The 17,149-nt window shown below is 46.3% G+C and carries 16 protein-coding genes and 2 pseudogenes; 2 read left to right on the top strand and 16 right to left on the bottom strand.

All coding sequences use genetic code 11. From position 1 onward, the window contains the following. Nucleotides 1-39: 39 nt before the first annotated feature. The 14 genes and pseudogenes from FDZ78_RS12950 to FDZ78_RS12875 form a co-directional block, all read right to left on the bottom strand. Nucleotides 40-720: a zinc ribbon domain-containing protein gene (locus FDZ78_RS12950; RefSeq protein WP_124076277.1), complete on the bottom strand. Its 681-nt coding sequence runs from the start codon at nt 718-720 to the stop codon at nt 40-42. Between the two features lie 41 nt (nt 721-761). Further along, the gene (locus FDZ78_RS12945) at nt 762-1,211 is read right to left on the bottom strand and encodes a DUF6194 family protein (protein WP_057250590.1); all 450 of its coding nucleotides are present in this window, start codon (nt 1,209-1,211) and stop codon (nt 762-764) included. 2 nt (nt 1,212-1,213) lie between these two features. Next, nucleotides 1,214-1,816 (bottom strand): uracil-DNA glycosylase family protein, encoded by a 603-nt coding sequence (locus FDZ78_RS12940; RefSeq protein WP_107033043.1) that lies wholly within the window; start codon nt 1,814-1,816, stop codon nt 1,214-1,216. A 39-nt stretch (nt 1,817-1,855) separates the two neighbouring features. After that, nucleotides 1,856-3,640 carry a DUF4303 domain-containing protein gene (locus tag FDZ78_RS12935; protein ID WP_136408722.1) on the bottom strand — a complete coding sequence of 595 codons (1,785 nt, stop codon included), beginning with the start codon at nt 3,638-3,640 and terminating at the stop codon, nt 1,856-1,858. Next, nucleotides 3,630-4,418 (bottom strand): hypothetical protein, encoded by a 789-nt coding sequence (locus tag FDZ78_RS12930; RefSeq protein WP_123400332.1) that lies wholly within the window; start codon nt 4,416-4,418, stop codon nt 3,630-3,632. The genes FDZ78_RS12935 and FDZ78_RS12930 overlap by 11 nt, the downstream gene beginning before the upstream one ends. Before the next feature lie 87 nt (nt 4,419-4,505). Beyond that, on the bottom strand, nt 4,506-5,069 hold the full coding sequence (locus FDZ78_RS14980; RefSeq protein ID WP_370291694.1) for a zinc ribbon domain-containing protein: 564 nt from the start codon (nt 5,067-5,069) through the stop codon (nt 4,506-4,508). A 9-nt stretch (nt 5,070-5,078) separates the two neighbouring features. Then, nucleotides 5,079-5,975 carry a class A beta-lactamase gene (bla, locus tag FDZ78_RS12915; RefSeq protein WP_104404003.1) on the bottom strand — a complete coding sequence of 299 codons (897 nt, stop codon included), beginning with the start codon at nt 5,973-5,975 and terminating at the stop codon, nt 5,079-5,081. Between the two features lie 20 nt (nt 5,976-5,995). Continuing rightward, nucleotides 5,996-6,631: a CatB-related O-acetyltransferase gene (locus FDZ78_RS12910; RefSeq protein WP_136408721.1), complete on the bottom strand. Its 636-nt coding sequence runs from the start codon at nt 6,629-6,631 to the stop codon at nt 5,996-5,998. 129 nt (nt 6,632-6,760) lie between these two features. After that, the gene (locus tag FDZ78_RS12905) at nt 6,761-7,132 is read right to left on the bottom strand and encodes a BlaI/MecI/CopY family transcriptional regulator (protein ID WP_136409189.1); all 372 of its coding nucleotides are present in this window, start codon (nt 7,130-7,132) and stop codon (nt 6,761-6,763) included. Between the two features lie 103 nt (nt 7,133-7,235). Beyond that, nucleotides 7,236-8,414, bottom strand: a pseudogene (locus FDZ78_RS12900) (IS4 family transposase). A 335-nt stretch (nt 8,415-8,749) separates the two neighbouring features. Continuing rightward, complete coding sequence (locus FDZ78_RS12890; protein ID WP_016274015.1) at nt 8,750-8,971, bottom strand: PRTRC system protein C; 222 nt, start codon at nt 8,969-8,971, stop codon at nt 8,750-8,752. Between the two features lie 4 nt (nt 8,972-8,975). Further along, nucleotides 8,976-9,677, bottom strand: a pseudogene (locus FDZ78_RS12885) (PRTRC system protein E); the annotation flags it as partial. Between the two features lie 580 nt (nt 9,678-10,257). Then, a complete protein-coding gene (locus FDZ78_RS12880) occupies nt 10,258-11,349 on the bottom strand; it encodes a lysylphosphatidylglycerol synthase transmembrane domain-containing protein (protein WP_168182076.1) in 1,092 nt (363 codons plus the stop codon). Between the two features lie 170 nt (nt 11,350-11,519). Then, entirely contained in the window at nt 11,520-13,175 is a 1,656-nt protein-coding gene (locus FDZ78_RS12875; protein ID WP_124075947.1) for a diphosphate--fructose-6-phosphate 1-phosphotransferase, read from the bottom strand. Nucleotides 13,176-13,882: 707 nt separating this feature from the next. Here FDZ78_RS12875 and FDZ78_RS12870 point away from each other — a divergent pair. Continuing rightward, nucleotides 13,883-15,058 (top strand): phage integrase SAM-like domain-containing protein, encoded by a 1,176-nt coding sequence (locus FDZ78_RS12870; protein WP_136408719.1) that lies wholly within the window; start codon nt 13,883-13,885, stop codon nt 15,056-15,058. 115 nt (nt 15,059-15,173) lie between these two features. Next, nucleotides 15,174-15,440 (top strand): DNA-directed RNA polymerase subunit alpha C-terminal domain-containing protein, encoded by a 267-nt coding sequence (locus FDZ78_RS12865; RefSeq protein ID WP_135472335.1) that lies wholly within the window; start codon nt 15,174-15,176, stop codon nt 15,438-15,440. 588 nt (nt 15,441-16,028) lie between these two features. Here the strand turns inward: FDZ78_RS12865 and FDZ78_RS12860 are convergent. Both FDZ78_RS12860 and FDZ78_RS12855 read right to left on the bottom strand, forming a co-directional pair. Then, a complete protein-coding gene (locus FDZ78_RS12860) occupies nt 16,029-16,571 on the bottom strand; it encodes a hypothetical protein (protein ID WP_136408281.1) in 543 nt (180 codons plus the stop codon). Between the two features lie 72 nt (nt 16,572-16,643). Next, nucleotides 16,644-16,889 carry a hypothetical protein gene (locus tag FDZ78_RS12855; protein ID WP_136408280.1) on the bottom strand — a complete coding sequence of 82 codons (246 nt, stop codon included), beginning with the start codon at nt 16,887-16,889 and terminating at the stop codon, nt 16,644-16,646. Between the last annotated feature and the right edge of the window lie 260 nt (nt 16,890-17,149).

Raw genomic sequence — 17,149 nt, 5'->3', positions numbered from 1 at the left:
ACCGGATACATTTGTTCCGAATCTCTCATAATTTATGTGTTATATGGTGATGTGAGCAAACTCGCGGTTTATCCAGATGGTAGCCTCATTTCCGATAAAGCGAATAAGCACATAGTTCGAATCTGCTGGGCCGGCGGGGAAATAATTTATAAAATACTTCTGCCACATCCGCTTGCGGGTTACATCATCCGTAATGATTTCGACTGTGCCGCGCAAAGCAACACTATCGCCATAAAATGAATAGGAAAGCCCGGCTTTGGGATTGAGCCTGAAATCGGCAACCTTTTCGGAGTCTGCTGCGGTCACTACCCAGACCTCATTGCATCCTAACGAATGAATTTTATCCAATGGCACAGGGCGCGGAAAACCGTCCGCATTGACCGATGCCAGCGTAACCTCTTTGCACTGCAAAAGCAGGTGTGTAGCTTTTTCAGTCAAACTTCTTTCATCTTTTTCTTTCCAACGTTTGAGTGTTGGGAAGATTTGTTGCATTTGAGCCTTTGCCTGTTGGGGCGTCAGATTCCAACCCGTTTCCTTGTTAATCTGGTCGGTAAACTGAGTGCAGAACTCTATCATCTGGCTCATGTTGAAATCTTGGAGGAAAGCACCGCCTTTGTAGCAGTAGCCACAATAGTCCTTACTTTTACTGCCGTCTGAATTTGTGCCGATGTTACCCTCTACAAGGGGCATACCGCAGCTTTGACAAAATCTTTGTTCCATATGTTCTATCATCGTTTTCAAATAATCAGTTCACTATCCCGTCATCTTTTTTTGAATTTCTCTTTTGCGTATTCGTAGGATTCAAGGATGTAAGGTTTTAATAATTCAAATGTCGCTTCAGATGGGGTTAAAGCGCAAATCCAGCCCATCCACGCATAAACCGGATGCGGCATAATGACATCCTTTGCGGTAAATTCATACGGCATATCTACAATGCAACCTTTACATGGACGTTTGGGCAGTTCTCCGAATAAAGTGCGGAAAGTCTGTTTTCTGACTCCTATATTTATTCGCCACACATCCTTGCGGTCAAGGTGGGAAGCTCGATCATTGTCGCCATCCTTTTCTTTTATCGTCAAGATATAAACCCCACGTTTCAACACTCCATCCGGATTGTAGAAAATCCCACGCTCGCCCCAACTGTTTACTTCGACCGTCCCTTCAAGGTTGTCAAGGCAATATTTCAAAATATCATCAGGTGCAATAGCCATCTTTAATCAAAACATTTAATTAACCTGTACATCGTTTCTATATCCTTCGATGCCATCTCGAATTTTGACTTTTCAATCAGAATGTTCTGGCCGGTCATAATGTAAGAGGACATAATGCGTATTCCATTATAGAAAATCTCAGTATTACGTAACTTGTAAGTAGATATACTTGGAACGGCATTTTTCTTGGTCGCCTTCTTGCATATCATATTAAAGGCTTTCTTTGCCACATCACCCATAAGCATGATAACCTTGACGTTTGGAAACAAAGCAAGCTCTTTTTCCAGATAGGGCAGGCTATCCTCTATGCTCTCCTTTGAAACTGCATATTCGCTTTTAGGTGTCTTGACAGCATTGGTAATGTAAATTCCATGATCCAGAATATCCTGTATTGAATTTACCTCTATCCCTGCTTTTCTGAACAATGGAATTGTCGTTGACATATACGCGGAATCCTGTTTCCCGTAGAAATCCTCCTCCGGACATGACGGGACAACCTCGTTTATCATGATTGCCCGTATCGTTTCCGGCTCAATATTTACGTCATTAAGCCGTAGATTTTGGGTATCCCCACAGAGTTGTTGTAGTTCCAACTTTATATTCATGATTCTCCTGAGGTTAAACGAATTTAGCTGTTTTCAAAGTTACTTGTTTCTATTCAAAAAAGCTGCTGCCAGTTCGGGGCTGTTCAGTGTCATGGCTGACGAGTCTTCGAGATTTTCAGCGTCTTCATCATCCGATATTGAAATGAAGAATGTGATTTCGTCGGTGCGCTCTCCGAATATTCCCGAACCTTTGACCTGCGCCATCGCTGATATCATTGCGCTGAAGAAAAAGGCTTCGCCCGGCAAAGTAGCGTGGTTTTCCCACAGCGATTTGCTGAGCTTCACCAGTTCGCTGCCATGTCCGTCGGAATATCCCCATTCATCCGGATGCCATTTGCTCTCGTCATCGGGTTCTTCGTCTTCGCTTTGAAGGTACTCCAACGTGTTCACAGCGAGAAAAAGAGAGCAGCAATACCTGTCGGTGACCAAGGCGGCAGTGTATATGTGCTCATCATCTATGCAGCCAAGAATTTCGCGCAGGTCAGTTGTAACCGCATCTCTGATTTTTTCAGTCACTTCCTGCCAGAACGGGGCTACGGGAGTGGCCGGTTCTTCTTTTTTCCGCTCGCGGGCTTCAAAGTCGGGCGAGTTGATATAGCCGATATACTCTTTGGCTTCTTCCGAACCGAGTTTTACAGCATCCTCAAAATACTGGTATCCCAACTCAATATCCGTTTCGGTGCCACGACCGAAGGCATACGCCACGCCGAGTGCGGTGAGCACCTTGACGGTTATTGACTCCCATAGATTGTCGATGTCTTCCCCGGCTTCATGAAGATACTCGAATGCCACATCGTCGTCTTGAACTGTTCCAAGCCCCTCCTGATAGCATAAACCGAGGTAGGCGGCGGTCTGCGTCCGGGTGGTCTTGCTGCATTTCGGGTTTTGGTATGCCTTTTCAAACCATTCCACAGCCTTGGCGTAGTCCTGCTCCACATCACCGAAGCCTTCAAACAGATAATATCCTACCTCAAATTGTCCTGCGGGATGTCCGCATTTGGCAGCCATTTCATAGAGTTGATATGCAAGGTCGATATTCTCATCCACTTCTTCACCGGCTTCGTAGATATGCCCTGCATTGTATGCGGCTTGTGGGTCGCCCCTGCGGGCAGCCTCCACATATCGCAACAGCCCACCGTATGAGTCGCCCTTCTCGGTGCGGAGATAATAGCCGTAGTTGTTGCAGATTACGGGTGAAATATCCGCCAGCATCAAGTAATATTTCTCATAAACATCCCGCGCAATTTCGCAGAAGCCGGATTTGCGTATGTCGCAATAATTGCCCCATCCGGCACAAAGACCGCCGTCGAAACTGCGCTCGTACCACACCTTTGCTATCGGCCAGGCCCATGCGTTATAGTCGCTTTCGTCTTTGAATTGCTTGGCATAGTCTGGCTCAACACGTAGATAGTCGCCCCAATAATACACATTGCCGACCATGTAGCAACAGAAGGCGTCGCCACGCTCTGCCTGACCGAGAATCTCTTCAAACGCTTCCTTAAACGAGGCGAACGGCATTGCACGTACCACCGAAGGGGTGAGGTTTGCGCTTCGCGCAGCACAAAGAACGCCCGTGGCACTGCCCATCATCGCGCTCTTTTGCATCAACTTCGATGCGTTGGCATCGTCAACTTTGAAGCCTGCTTGTGGCCACACATACTCCTCACCCATGAAGCAGCGGGCTATGAATGCCAGCGCATCTGCATCGCCCTTTTGCGCCTCCAATATAAGTATTGAGTATCCCCGGCGTATTTCATCGCGGTCAAAACTTGACCAAATCAGCTTGACTGCCGTTTTCACCTGCCTGCTATATTTACCTTTCATCTTTCTCTTCGTCTAAAAATCTGAATACCAGTCTTCCAAAATAATCGTTTACGTCAAACTCCTCCCAACAGCTCAGAGGATCGGGCAATCTCTCGCCATCAATCAGACTCCACAGCCAGCTCCGCAGGAGTCCTTCATCAGAAACAACACCTCTGTAACCAATAGGTACCGGCTCCGACCACCTTACATATTCAACTTTATATCCGGTGGTCGGAGCGGTATCATTGTCACGCCTGCTGATGTTGATATACCCGCCATCGCCTTTAGTGAAATCATAAAGCATCCATAGCGATTTGCCCTCTATGATATCTTCCAAAGCACAGAACACATCCGCCATATCAAAGTATCGGAAATCCTCGCCGTCAACACATAGTTTCGTCTCTGCCATTTCTTGCTCGGGATGGATTTTCTGGCAGTGCCAGCCGGTCATATCAGGGAGCGATGCGGTGCGGAAGAAGTCACACATGATATCGGCGGCCATGTCGCAATCAACGTCCGACCGCCACATTCGCAGCATATATCCGTTGACCATAAAACATACCGCTATACTGCTATCTTTAAAGTAATCAATTGAGTATGCCTTTGCATCGCTGACTAACACCACCGGCACGCATTTTTCAAGGTATACACATCCGTTATCCTCAATGTCATCTATAGCATCAAGGATCTTTTCCTCGGTCACGTTTGATGTGCGTATATCCCCGTTCTTTGTGCCCAGCACATATTGTGGTTTGCGGGCTTTAAGTCCGGAAAAGATGTCTCGTGTATCGTTGCTCATTTTCAATTAACGGTTTTTATGTTCAGCGGTCAGTTTGCCGCTCTCGATTGATATGTAGGGCATAAATTAGTTCTTGTCGTGATATTTTCAGTTCTTCCAAATCAATTCTTCGGAAACGAACATTGTCGGAGTAAACTCCACAATCCGGTAGTCGGCAATTCCGTTGATGTTGAACGGATCTTGAGCGATGATGGAGTCTACCAACGCGCGATTGTCAGACTTTATCATTATCACACCGCCAACGCGGGGAGTCTGCGGACCGGATGCGATGAAATCGCCAGCCGCATAGTGCTCGGCAAGATAGTCACGATGTGCCTGAAGGAAACGGTCGACTTCTTCAAGCGGTTTTTTATATGTCAGAATTGCAATAAACATGGCTGTCCGGTTTTTCCAGCGTTTGAGTTGTGGAAAGAATTGACGCATCATGTCTTTTGCCTGCTCCTGTGTCAAGGTCTGTCCTGACTCCTTGTTTATCTCGTCGGTAAACTGAGCGCAATGTTCAATCATCTGCTCCATAGTGAAGTCTTGTGTGAATCTGCCATCCTTATAGCAGTAGATACAGTAATCCTCGTTGCGACTGCCATCAGCATTAGTACCTTTGTTGTCTGTAGTCAGCGGCATTCCGCAGCTTTGACAAAATTTATGTTCCATATTCTTATCTTATTTTTGTTTAATCAAACCTTCCAAGACAATCTTAGAAACCTCAGCAATGATGGCTGAGGTCGTTGCTATGTCGTAATTGGAATCAGCAACAAACACGGCAATAGAATATCTTGTACCATTAGGCAAATTCACATATCCACAATCATTTACTGCGGATATGCGACCTTCGGGTGTCGGAAATCCCGTACCTGTCTTATGTCCTATCAGGGCATTAGTAGGCAAAAGGGGGAAAGCAAGCCTGTCAAGCCCCGTGCGACACTGTTCAAGCATGACGGATATTTCAGAATATAACTGTGATGCGTTTCTCAATTCGTGGTAAAACCTATCAAATAGCTGCGCCATTGCCAAAGGTGTGGTACGGTTAAGATAGCTTAGGTATGGATCACGGTGCATATCTTCTTCCGAGGCTCCGATTACAATCTCATCAGAGATACCCATTTGCCTCATTATTGATGTTACTCCCGATGTTCCACCGACGCGATGCAGGAGTATGTCTGCCGCATTGTTGTCACTCTCAACCAAAGACCATTCAATCAGTTCTCTTATAGTTATGGTATTTCGGCTCTTACCATACTTTTTGAGCATCGGGCTATAGGTATCCTCTTTCATAGCCTTCTCGCTGAATGTTACGGTATCGTTCAGGGACATACCGTTAGTATTTATCCAGTGCGCTACCGTCAGAGCCAGCGGAAATTTGACTACGCTCATCATAGGGAAGTCCCGATTGCCGTTGACAGATACGGTGTCTTTGCCATTGATAATGACCGCGACACCTATACGGGCATCTTTCCCTTTGATATACTCGTGCAAAGCATTCTCTATCGCCTTGTTTCCACCAGCGAAAGCAGGCGATATAAAAGACAAATATATAATTATAAACAGTAACTTTCTCATTTTGAATACAGTTTTGTCCCTCATATAAAATGACAGTCTAATGAACCTAAATCCCCGTCTTGAATAGCTTTGATTGAATTACGAATTATATCTGCGTCCCAGTTCCACCATTGGAGTTCTTGCAATCGGGCTATAATATCTGTAGAGAATCGTTTTCGTATTTCCTTTGCAGGAACACCGCCAACAATCGAGTATGGCTCGACATCCTTTGTGACAACAGCTCGTGTGCCAATTATAGCACCATCACCGATGGTCACCCCAGCCATTATTATAGCGTCATATCCAATCCACACATCATTGCCAATTACAATATCGCCCTTGTTATCCCAAGCAGAAACAACATCAGATTTCGGTAAGTCCCATTCCTCAAAGAAAAGCGGGAACGTGTATGTAGAAAGCGATTTCAGGGTATGGTTGGCGCAATTGAATATAAACTTTGCTCCGCAGGCTATTGAGCAAAACTTTCCGATAATCAAACAATCATGATTTATAGGATAATGATACAGCACGTTATTCTTCTCAAAGTCACGAGGGTCATTCACAAAATCATTGTAAATGGTAAAATCTCCGACTTCAATATTCTGGTGCGTTATGACTGATTTAAGATAGACAGTCTGATTATCACCAGAACGAGGATATATCTCTGTTTGGTTCATATCTAAAACTATTTGAGCCGTTCTATTTCATTTATATTCAATATGTGCAAATAATGATAAATATTGCCATCTTCCTGCGCATCACCATTAATGCCAATAACGCTCTTGACTTCCATATAATAATCAGTTCTATTCTTGGCGATTGCCTTCTATCACCTGATTTATCAACTCCAGGACTTCATCGTCTGACATTTTCCTATCTCTTACAAGAGTGCTTATCACTCCACGAATGGAATTGTTGAAATATCGCTGAACGACATTTTTCAGATTGTTACCACAATACTCCTCTCTTTCTATAAGGGGATAGTAGATGAATCCGTTGTTTCCTGCCGGCTTGTGGCCTAAAAAGCCCTTATCAACAAGAAACTTCACGAATGTAGATATGGCAGTTCGACTTGGACGAGGTTCGGGATAAGTGGCAATAATCTCCTTAACGGTAGCTTCGCCCTTCTCCCAAAACTTATTCATCACTTCTTCTTCACGCTTGGTAAGTTGTTCCATCATCTTCAACTTAAGATTTATAGTGCAAAGTTAGTCTAAATTCGTTAGACCGCAAAGATTTATATGCTTAAATTACTACTGGTGCGATAAAAATCGCGTTAGTTTAAAAATCATCAAATAAAGAGAGTTCTTTGACATTTTGGTCTGAATTGGTTGATGGGTCTTGTTTGGTCATAAGCCATCGCAGGTCGACACGCTCCAAGGCAGAGATTCTGATCAAGGTCGCCACCTCGGTAATAGAATAGCAGCTGTTATAATTGGCTTTTATTCTTGCTACCGTCAGATAGGCTATGATGGCAGTCCAAATGTGGACTTTAACGGCATTTTCGGAGAATCCCCAAAGATTCTTGACGACGATGTTCTGCTTAATCCACTTGAAGAAAACCTCTATATCCCAACGGTGACGATAAAGATTGGCGATTTCCAATGCGCAGACTTCAAAGTTATTGGATATGAAATCAACAATGGCATCATTGTCCGGGTCATATACTCATACGAATCTCATATCCTCAGGATAGAGCTTGCAGGACTTGTATCCGGTGACACGAATCCGAGAGTCTTCTATGATACTTGGGGTCGTATCGGGGATAGCCAACTGCTCGATGGTTGTGAACTTCATGTTCTCTTTTGGGCGTAACACCCAGAATGCCTGCGACTGATGGAATCTGAACAGTGCCTTGAAGTCAACATACGCCTTGTCCATTACATAAAAAGCGAATGGTTCCGGTGTGAGCATGTCGAGTTCGTTACTGTCATGCCATTTACCATCAGTGATATGGATGTTGGTGGGTATACTTCCTCGTAAATCAAGTAATGTGTGCATTTTAACTGCGCCCTTGCTGTATTTGCCCAACGCCCATGCTGCGAGTTTTATGCTTGTGGATATGGTCGTGGAGTCCAACGCATAAATTACGTTGTCTATGGTTATATCGGAGAGTTGAACCTTTGAATACATTGGTCTAACCAATCCGATAAGATAAAACCCAAGGCCCTCAAAAATACGATAATCCCTGCTTTCGTTTGCGCGAGACAATGATGTATGGTTCACTGTGTTGCGAAAACCGAGGTGATATAGAATTTTTGAGTGAGCTTCCAAGCATAGACAAATGTCTCTAAGTGAATCACACCCTGTCAATTGAACAAAGAGCAGATGAAGGAGGTGGTTGTAACTGGTGAGATTCTTTACATGCCAATCGCCTTTATATTGCTTTACCAGCTTATCGAACCAGTAGCGCGGTATAAACTCGATGACTTGGGAGAACACGAACTTTCCTTGATTCATAATCTTGATGCTTCTGAACAACAAGACTAATAAACCAAATTCAAATCAAAGAATCAATGTACTCTTGTATTTGGCTAAATACTAATATATTAATCACAGTAGTTGGATTTTTATCGCACCACTACTAATTATGAACGAAGGTACGGTGCTCTGGAAGGTCGTTTTCAGAAAAGAATTACAGCACCGCTGGGTGCTGTAATTCTTCTTTGCCGGTTCACTCCGTAATGATAGCGCCTCTCTGTCTGACTTATGAGCAGCTTTGCGAGCTGTTCCGACTGTGATTCGCTCAGGAGTCTGCATTGGTTCTCTTTTTTAGGTTTTACGGGCATTAGTTCTTATCCTTTGGTTCCGATTGTGGTCTTGAACTCATAGACCGCCGCGTCGTCCTTCATGGTGGGACCGTGTACCGTGGCGGTTGTCAGTTCGGGATAGGTATTGGAATAGAATCCCATCACCATTTCGGGGCTGTCCGACGGATTGGGGTCGTCGAGTGTGATTGTGGCTGTCCCTTTCTTGAAAGTGAACACGCGTTTGATTCCTGTGATTTCGAGTGCCATAGTCTTACATCATTTGGGGTTGTACATAATTACCTTGTAACATTGACGCGGGGAAGTCGGGATATTCCGCATATTCCTCCGGCCGGTAAGGAGGCGCGTCGTCCGGATCCGCCATTCTCGGCGCATGAGTCGCCATGTCGTGATCGAACGGCATCGGCTGCTGTGAGTACCGTGGCTGACCGTTGGGAGGATACGCGGCGTTCTGCCCCTCGTTTGGCGGCATCATTCCGCCATTTGAATGTGCATATTGAGGATAGCCACCTTTGGGATGTGCCTGTTGCGGATATCCGTACTGGCCACTATATCCCTGTCCGGGGTTGCCGTATGGCTGTTGAGCGGGGTGTGCAGCTTGCGCCGGCATTTCCTGCTGTGGCATGGCGGACTGATGTTGTGGTGCAGCTTGCTGTTGAACGATCGGTTGTTGAATCGGTTTAACAGGTTCCGGCATTGGCTGAGGCTGTACCTGCGCCGTCGCGGGCTGTTGTGTCGGTTGCTGGACTTGGGACTGCTGCGGTTGAGTCTGCTCTGGTTCCTCCATCATTGCGAAGAGGTCGCCTTGTTCCGACAGTTTCTTCTGCTCGTCAAGCCGTTCGTCGATAGCCTTCAAGTCGCCGGGGTTGGCGTACTTGCGTGCCTCGGTAAGCGCATCCACGGCCTCCTTATGTCTCTTGGCGGCGATATGCTCCTTTGCCTTCTTGAGATTCTTCTCATACTTCTCGCGCTTTTCCCTGTCCTCTTTGGATTCTTTCGCCTTGACTTGATTCCGGGTCTTTCAATCCGGACGATTCTTTTTTTCGGCACCGGAATTGTCACCGCCGGTTGTGCCGCTGTCATGACAGCCTGTCTCATAGTCATTTCTTTTTTATTGCTGTCCGATAAAACTAAAAGGACTGACTCCTGCAATAGGTGCCAGTCCTAATTTTGTTTTGCCTCAAAAAGTTTTATCGGACAGCAATATTTCTATTACTATGACCTTTTGCACATTATAGTAAGTATTGAACTAAATTCAAAGGTCTTATGAAACTATGGTGGAAAGGAGGTAAGCAATGAAACATATACTTTTGATAATTACAGCCATATTGATCTTGAGTGTCTCGTGCAGGGACAAAGGATCTGCGTCAGCATCAAGTGATAGCCGTCATGACTCGATTGTCGCGATAGATGGCAACTGGTCTTTTGAGTTCCTAAAGAAGCTCGGCATAGAATATGAATCGCTTATCGTGAAGGATGATTCTTTGCCGGCTCCATCTGACCGTAATTTTCTTCTCACCACCCCTGAGCAGTGTTCATTTCTCTGAATTGCCTGAATTTATGAGATTCGCTTTATCTATGACTGGGCGATGAGCGGGGAGTCTGCGGCGGGAGAGTATTATGTAGATGGCGCTGAATATGCCTGACGCTATGAGCATGGCGGTCTGGAAACTCCAGCAGACCAGTGAATAGGCCGCACCGTCGCTGTCGCTGATACCGAAAAGGCTGAGCGCGAACATGACGGCGATGTTCCACGGACCAAGTCCACCGTTCGAGGGGACTCCCATGCTGCATGATCCGAATACAAACACCACCAGCCCCGGAATCAACCCCCAGCAATAGCCCTGGCCGCTTATGAGCTGACGTGTGAAGGGGAAGGCAAAGGAACAAAGATAGGTGTCGAGGAAATAGCAGATCCATATGCCGAACGTGAGCACTATGTAGAGGCCGGTCCCTTTCATGTGGAACAGGACCACGAATCCGTTCCAGATTCTGCGGAGACTCCGGTTGACACCTTTGACAAAGGCCGTCCGGCGGAAGAAATAGTCTCCGGCTACCAGAAGCGCGACCACTACGGCAATCCAGATCCACAACCCGCCGCTGGTGGTGATGCGGTCAATGGCCTCACCGAGCGGATAACGGTCGAGAAAACGGTCCATATAGGGTCTGGCCACAAAAAGGGCGATAAACACCAGCAGCAGAATCATTATTCCGTCAGAAGCCCTGTCGCCGATGTCGGTGCCCACAACGGTTGACAGTTTGCATTGCTCGCGGCGGGAGATGTAGACACACCTCCAGGCCTCTCCGAGATACGGGAAAAGCAGATTCAGAGCATATGCCCCGAAGATCGAGACACTTTCGGCCAGGACTGGTATGCGGGGAATGCCTGCGGCGCGGAGCTGTATGCCCCATCGGATGCCTCTGATCACGTGTGACAGGACTGTCAGAACCATCATGGCAACAAGATAACGATAGTCCACTCCGCTGCTCATGATTTCACCTATCTGGCGGATGTCGACTTTGTGGAAGAGCCAGACGACCATTCCTACCGACACCGCTACGGGCAGCAGATATTTCATTACGCGCGCTATGACAGCCACCAGTCTGTGAGCTGATCCCTCTGACATTTTTTGTTGCATCATTGAATTTCCGGTTCGTATTCTCTCCGAGGCTGTTCGGGAACAACCTGTTATCTCTTACAACAAGTGAAAACGCATAATTGCTCACAATAAAAATCCACCCGTCCTGCCGGAGCGGTCCGGCGGGACGGGTGGATTTTTATTCTAAATGCTATTTATCAATAGCGGCGGCGCTTCTGCTCGTAGACGAGTGTGAGTGAAGGAAGATCGCAGATTTCAGAGGGACCGAAGTACTGGATCGGGCCGGGATAAGTGTAGCAGGTGTTATATTTCCAAGTGTTGCGTTCCTTGGCGAATTTCAGGAAGGGCGCACCGTCGAGTTCAACGAGAGCCTTGCGGATCACAGGCTTCATTTCGCCGTGACGGCGTTCCATGTTCATCATCATGGTGATGGGGATACCGCCTGCAATCCAGTTGACGGGAGCGAAGGTGAGATTGCGGAGGCTTGACATGTAGCCGGTCTTGCCCGCTGCGATCAGGCAGGCTGCGGTGTAGCCGAGCGCATAGCAATAGTTTGCGTCGAAGTTAGAGGGATCGGCGCAGCGGCCTTCATAGCCGAAGAAGTGGTGCATTGTGGCATACTTGCCATTGTATTTTCCTTCGGCAGCGAGCTGTTCGAGACGCTTGCCAACCATTTCCGAGAGGAGCTTTTCAGTCTCGATAAGAGAAACCTGCACGTTGCCGTGGGGGTCGCGGTCGAGAGTGAGCTGACGGGCCACGCCTGCAGGGAGCGACTCGTAGGTCTTGGCATTTGCTTCGCTGAGCTGACCGAGCACCCATTCGCGCTGCTTTTCAGGATCAATTGCAGCGAATTCCTCAGCCTTGACAGCGAGAAGGTCGTTGAGTTCGGAGATGAGGGCCTTGACAGCGGGGATGAATTCGATTAGGCCTTCGGGGATGAGGACCACACCGTAGTTGTTGCCGTCTTTTGCACGTGCCACTACCGCATCGGCGATGTCATCCACAACCTGATCGAGTGTTAGATTCTTTGCCTCGACTTCCTCAGAGATGATGCAGACGTTGGGCTGGCACTGGAGAGCGCATTCGAGGGCGATGTGAGAAGCCGAACGGCCCATGAGTTTGATGAAGTGCCAGTATTTTTTGGCTGAGTTACAGTCGCGCTGGATGTTGCCGATCACTTCGGAATACACCTTGGTGGCGGTGTCGAAGCCGAACGAGGTTTCGATGACGTTGTTCTTGAGGTCGCCGTCGATGGTCTTGGGCACACCGATCACCTGCACACCGGCACCGATGGCCTTGTAGTATTCGGCGAGGATGGCGGCGTTTGTGTTCGAGTCGTCACCGCCGATGATAACGAGCGCTTTGATGTCGAGTTCCTTGAGGATTTCAAGGCCCTTGTCGAACTGCTCTTTGGTTTCGAGCTTTGTACGGCCTGAACCGATGATGTCGAAGCCGCCGGTGTTGCGGTATTCGTCAATGATTTCGGCAGTGAGTTCTTTATATTTGTGGTCAACGAGACCGCCGGGGCCCATGAGGAAACCGTAGAGACGGCTCTTTTTATTGATGTTCTTGATACCGTCGAAGAGACCGCTGATGACGTTGTGTCCGCCGGGGGCCTGGCCTCCTGAAAGGATCACACCTACATTGATAGGCTCTACTGACTCCTCTGCCGGAACTTTTTCGAAACGGATTTCGGGGAGACCGTAGGTGTTGGGGAAAAGATTTTTGATGTCTTCCTGATTGTCGGCCGACTGGGTAGCCTCACCTTCAACCACTTTCACACCACCGGTAAGCACGATGGGGAGTTGGGGCTTGTAAGCCGCACGGGCTTGCTGCAAAGCGCTTTTTTTCATCTTTTTTCTTTATAAAGGGTTATTTCTATTTTGACATTGCACCTAAAACGAGGAAAGAATGCTTCGAGATTGTATAATCTCAACCTCTGAATCTGCACTTCTAAAAGACAATTAGCTTTTTACTTTGGCAAAGGTCGCAAATATTTCGGAAAAAATCAAGCGATTTTGCCCTGAGTGTTATAGCCATTTCCCAGGCGTGATCTTGCTGCGTTAAAATCTGCAAAATATTGTAAAAGTGCACACATCCCGCTGTATTGCGCTAATAGCTGTTTTACAGGTAAGTACACTCTAAAAACCCACTAACCAATTTAACATTTACAATATCAACTCCCCCCTGCATATGAAAAATCGGTCAACAATTTGTCATATTTGGCACACCTCAATTGTTACAATATGTTAATTATTGTATTTTTACTGCGCTTTACCCCTTTACCTTTTAACATTTACACATTTAATGCTAATTTTTGTTTCAATCCAAGCCCAAAAGTTTCATTTTGTCAATTATCGAAAAGTCAATATTTTGCCATTTTGAGGCAATGCGACTTTTGTGTAAATATGCCGTAAAATCCGCTCTAAGAGGCTGAAATAACTGAACTTCAATAGGATTTGTTAGTAACCCTTTTCAAATCGGGTCATTTTTGACAATAGCCGACAATCGTCAAATTGACCCTTTGAGCTAAAAACATTTCCTAAAAATTGTCCGAAATATGGCAATCTTGAACGCAGTTATTGTGCCGGCGAAAGTCCTCAAGGGTGGTCGGCATAAGGTCAGAATCTCAGTGGCGCACAATGGAGAAACTCGCTACATAGTAACTGACATCACAATCGAATCCCTCAAAGAGTTTAAGAATGGCTCAATAGTCAAAAGACCGGATGCAGCCATTCTCAATACCAAACTCCGTGGTCTTCTACAACGCTATCAAGGCGTGATCGATGATTTGGCATACACAAACGGTCTGACCTGCTCGGAACTCGTTTACCAAATCAAAAACGCAGGAAATTATAAGCACCGCACCCTATTATCGATCTACGAGGAGTATATGGATAACGCCCACATCAAGCCGGGAACATACAAGGGCTATGTGAACATCTGGAAAACTATCAGCGGGCACCTCAGCGAGAAGATGCTTGTTGAGAACATTACACACGGGACAATCCTGGGACTCGACAAGTATCTCCGTGAACGCGGGCTGAAACCCACTACTGTTCGCAACTATCTCGTGTTCCTGATGGTCTTGCTAAACTATGCCAAGCGATGTGGCTATGTGCAGTTCCGAGTGGACCCCTTTGCCGGATATGAGTTGCCAAAGATGGAGGTTCGCCAATCTTGGCTTTCCGTAGATGAGGTAAGAAAAATCCGGGACATAGAGAGCGTTAAGCCTAACATCATGAAATGCCGGGACCTCTTCATGCTCTCATACTATCTTGGCGGTATCAACATGATTGATCTGCTCAACATCAATTTCAATGAGCAGACCGACACAATCCACTACGTTAGGACAAAGACCGAGTATCGCCCAAAGATGAACAAGTTTGTAGAGTTCCGTATTCCAGACGAGGCTAAGGATATTATTGCCCGTCACAAGGGCACCGATGGTTTCATCCGTGTAACGGAGTTTCAGAGAAAATCAAACTGTCATTACTTCTTCGATGTCAATATGCCCAAGTTGGCAGAGATAACGGGCATCAAACAACTCATATTCTACTCGGCGCGAAAATCATTCAGCCAGCACGCCTTTGACCTCGGCATCAGTGAGAGTGTCATTGACTATATCCTGGGCCATAGAGTTGACAAAGGCGGCACCTCTCTTTACGCCTATATCTCGGTAACGCCTGATAAAGCTACAAAAGCCGTGCGACAGGTGCTGGATAATCTGAAATAAAGTGTTAACTTTGCATTATCAATAAGTTCTTTCCATCTGAAAGGTCTTATTGGTTTGACTTTGGCGGAGGGGTGGTTCCCTCCGCTTTTTTATTAACCCATCAATTCAATCAGCCATGTTTGACACTCCCTCCACAAGCAATGAATTTGACAAATACGATGAGCCGAGGCTCCACATGGAGAGGTTGCTGAAAGCTCACCTTGTAGAGTTTGACATCTCCCTACGCATCCTTTGCCCTCTTGAAAAAGCAGGAATCAGAACACTCGGCGATTTGGTAAATCAAACCGCCAAAGGGTTGAGAAAAATTAATCAACTCGGCAGGATCTCAGTTGAGACGCTTGAAAAATTCCTCGCCTATCACGGTCTATCACTCGCCAAATAAAAAAGGGCTGCCATCTCGACAGCCCGGAGCGTCACACATCATCAATTTACATCATCAAAGACGCTCCACTACCAATTACTAACGACATTCTTAAAAGTTCGCATATATGGGCGGAAAAACGAAAAGTGCAAAACGTTGTGTAATGGTAAACGGTGTTATTTTCAGTGGGTTGCAGGGCGTTTTGAGGGCGATTTTTGGCACTCTGAAAACGTGATTTTAGTTGGATTTGCTTGGATTTTGCTTGGATTTTCGCGGCTGAAAGTGTGATTTTTACTTGGATTAAGGCTTTGTTATCTTGGATTTTAGCTGTATTAGCAGGGTGATGCGGTGGTTATTGTGCGTCTTGTGCGTTGTCTTATTTGCGGCGCGAGGTGTCAGTTAGCGTAAGATTGACCTCTATTTTGCGCGACTCCGGGAGATTGTGTAAAACGGCACTCTTGTATAAAGATTGAATGTGTAATGGCTCAAATGTGATAAAACGCAATATAACAATACTTTATAAAATGTACTTTTCGTTTTGCGCCGAGATTGTGTAATGGATATAGTGTTGGGGTTACATTTGCCATCCAACAAAGTGCGTGGAACAATCTATTTTAGGCGTTTCAAAGCGTCCTGCAATCGGTAAAACAGCGAGGCGGCTTCATTGTCCCATTGGGCTATATCGGCGAGAGGTTCAAGTGCAATTTCCATTTGTATCTTTATGCCGTCAAGTGTGGGTAGTTTATCCAAACCCATTTTTTCAAGTGTAGAAACCTTAGTACCGATTTGCCCGGCAATCACTTCAAGGCTCATTCCGCGCACCCTCATGTAACGAGCCAATCTGTTTTTCATTTGTGCGCTATGCTCAAATGTGTAAAGTGTCTTTCGGCAAACTCCTAATATGGCGGCCAAATCATCTTTTGTGCCGTTGTGCTTCATCACAGCGTTGTAATAGCGTTCCGGGGTCAGTTTCGGTTTGTCCTGCTCCTGCGTGGATTCTTCGGGTGAGGACTCAGCAAGCGAGCGGCGCAATTTTCGGATATAACCGCTTTGTGCGCTTATATGCAACGTGTCGGCAATCTCGCTGTCAGTGAAGCCACACGAAATCAACTCAATAATGCTTTGTTTCTTTGATTTGGATTTATTTGACATTCAGCATAATATGTTATATTTGAGCGTTAAGCGGCGGCAGTCGCCCGAAAGCAACCGCCGCCGTGTTGTGTATCAGTTCAGCGAAAAACCGCCAAGCAGGATTTTAGGGTTTACCTTTGCGAGAGCCACGGCCATTGCGGTATTGTGGCTTTTTTTCTCGGCGAGATGTCGGGGTAAATCAATGCCGTTTTTCTCCAAATAGTATTGGAGACCTCCGATTTGCTCATGCGCCTCCGCGAGGCGTTCCAATAGTTCTTTGGTGCATCGCTTGTAAAAAGCGATAGTCTGCGCGTCAGCTGTTTGCGTCTGCTTGTTCATAACTCAAGTATTTAAGGAAGTTAAATAAAAAAGCGACCCTTAGGTGTCCTACGCTTACTTGAGTAAAAGCGCCGGGGCGTTTCCGCGCTCCGCACCATAGGCCGCTAAATATCTTTGGGGTGTTGTTGAAATGAATCATTACTCAAGTTTTTTAGGATGCGCAAATTTAGCCCTAAAATTCGGTTTGACAAAATATTTCGGGTACAAAATTGGGAAGTGTAGAAATTTTACGCAAAAAGAGTGTAAAGTTTTTACACTCC

It is taken from the genome of Duncaniella sp. B8 (assembly GCF_005304985.1).
Lineage (GTDB): Bacteria > Bacteroidota > Bacteroidia > Bacteroidales > Muribaculaceae > Duncaniella > Duncaniella muris.
Note: the sequence above shows the minus strand (reverse complement) of the source record. Positions and strands in the feature narration are given on the sequence as shown.

Excerpts from the sequence above, each read along its gene's own strand:
- FDZ78_RS12950 (WP_124076277.1), bottom strand. The coding sequence starts at position 720 with ATGGAACAAAGATTTTGTCAAAGCTGCGGTATGCCCCTTGTAGAGGGT.
- FDZ78_RS12945 (WP_057250590.1), bottom strand. The coding sequence starts at position 1,211 with ATGGCTATTGCACCTGATGATATTTTGAAATATTGCCTTGACAACCTT.
- FDZ78_RS12940 (WP_107033043.1), bottom strand. The coding sequence starts at position 1,816 with ATGAATATAAAGTTGGAACTACAACAACTCTGTGGGGATACCCAAAAT.
- FDZ78_RS12935 (WP_136408722.1), bottom strand. The coding sequence starts at position 3,640 with ATGAAAGGTAAATATAGCAGGCAGGTGAAAACGGCAGTCAAGCTGATT.
- FDZ78_RS12930 (WP_123400332.1), bottom strand. The coding sequence starts at position 4,418 with ATGAGCAACGATACACGAGACATCTTTTCCGGACTTAAAGCCCGCAAA.
- FDZ78_RS14980 (WP_370291694.1), bottom strand. The coding sequence starts at position 5,069 with ATGGAACATAAATTTTGTCAAAGCTGCGGAATGCCGCTGACTACAGAC.
- bla (WP_104404003.1), bottom strand. The coding sequence starts at position 5,975 with ATGAGAAAGTTACTGTTTATAATTATATATTTGTCTTTTATATCGCCT.
- FDZ78_RS12910 (WP_136408721.1), bottom strand. The coding sequence starts at position 6,631 with ATGAACCAAACAGAGATATATCCTCGTTCTGGTGATAATCAGACTGTC.
- FDZ78_RS12905 (WP_136409189.1), bottom strand. The coding sequence starts at position 7,132 with ATGGAACAACTTACCAAGCGTGAAGAAGAAGTGATGAATAAGTTTTGG.
- FDZ78_RS12890 (WP_016274015.1), bottom strand. The coding sequence starts at position 8,971 with ATGGCACTCGAAATCACAGGAATCAAACGCGTGTTCACTTTCAAGAAA.
- FDZ78_RS12880 (WP_168182076.1), bottom strand. The coding sequence starts at position 11,349 with ATGTCAGAGGGATCAGCTCACAGACTGGTGGCTGTCATAGCGCGCGTA.
- FDZ78_RS12875 (WP_124075947.1), bottom strand. The coding sequence starts at position 13,175 with ATGAAAAAAAGCGCTTTGCAGCAAGCCCGTGCGGCTTACAAGCCCCAA.
- FDZ78_RS12870 (WP_136408719.1), top strand. The coding sequence starts at position 13,883 with ATGGCAATCTTGAACGCAGTTATTGTGCCGGCGAAAGTCCTCAAGGGT.
- FDZ78_RS12865 (WP_135472335.1), top strand. The coding sequence starts at position 15,174 with ATGTTTGACACTCCCTCCACAAGCAATGAATTTGACAAATACGATGAG.
- FDZ78_RS12860 (WP_136408281.1), bottom strand. The coding sequence starts at position 16,571 with ATGTCAAATAAATCCAAATCAAAGAAACAAAGCATTATTGAGTTGATT.
- FDZ78_RS12855 (WP_136408280.1), bottom strand. The coding sequence starts at position 16,889 with ATGAACAAGCAGACGCAAACAGCTGACGCGCAGACTATCGCTTTTTAC.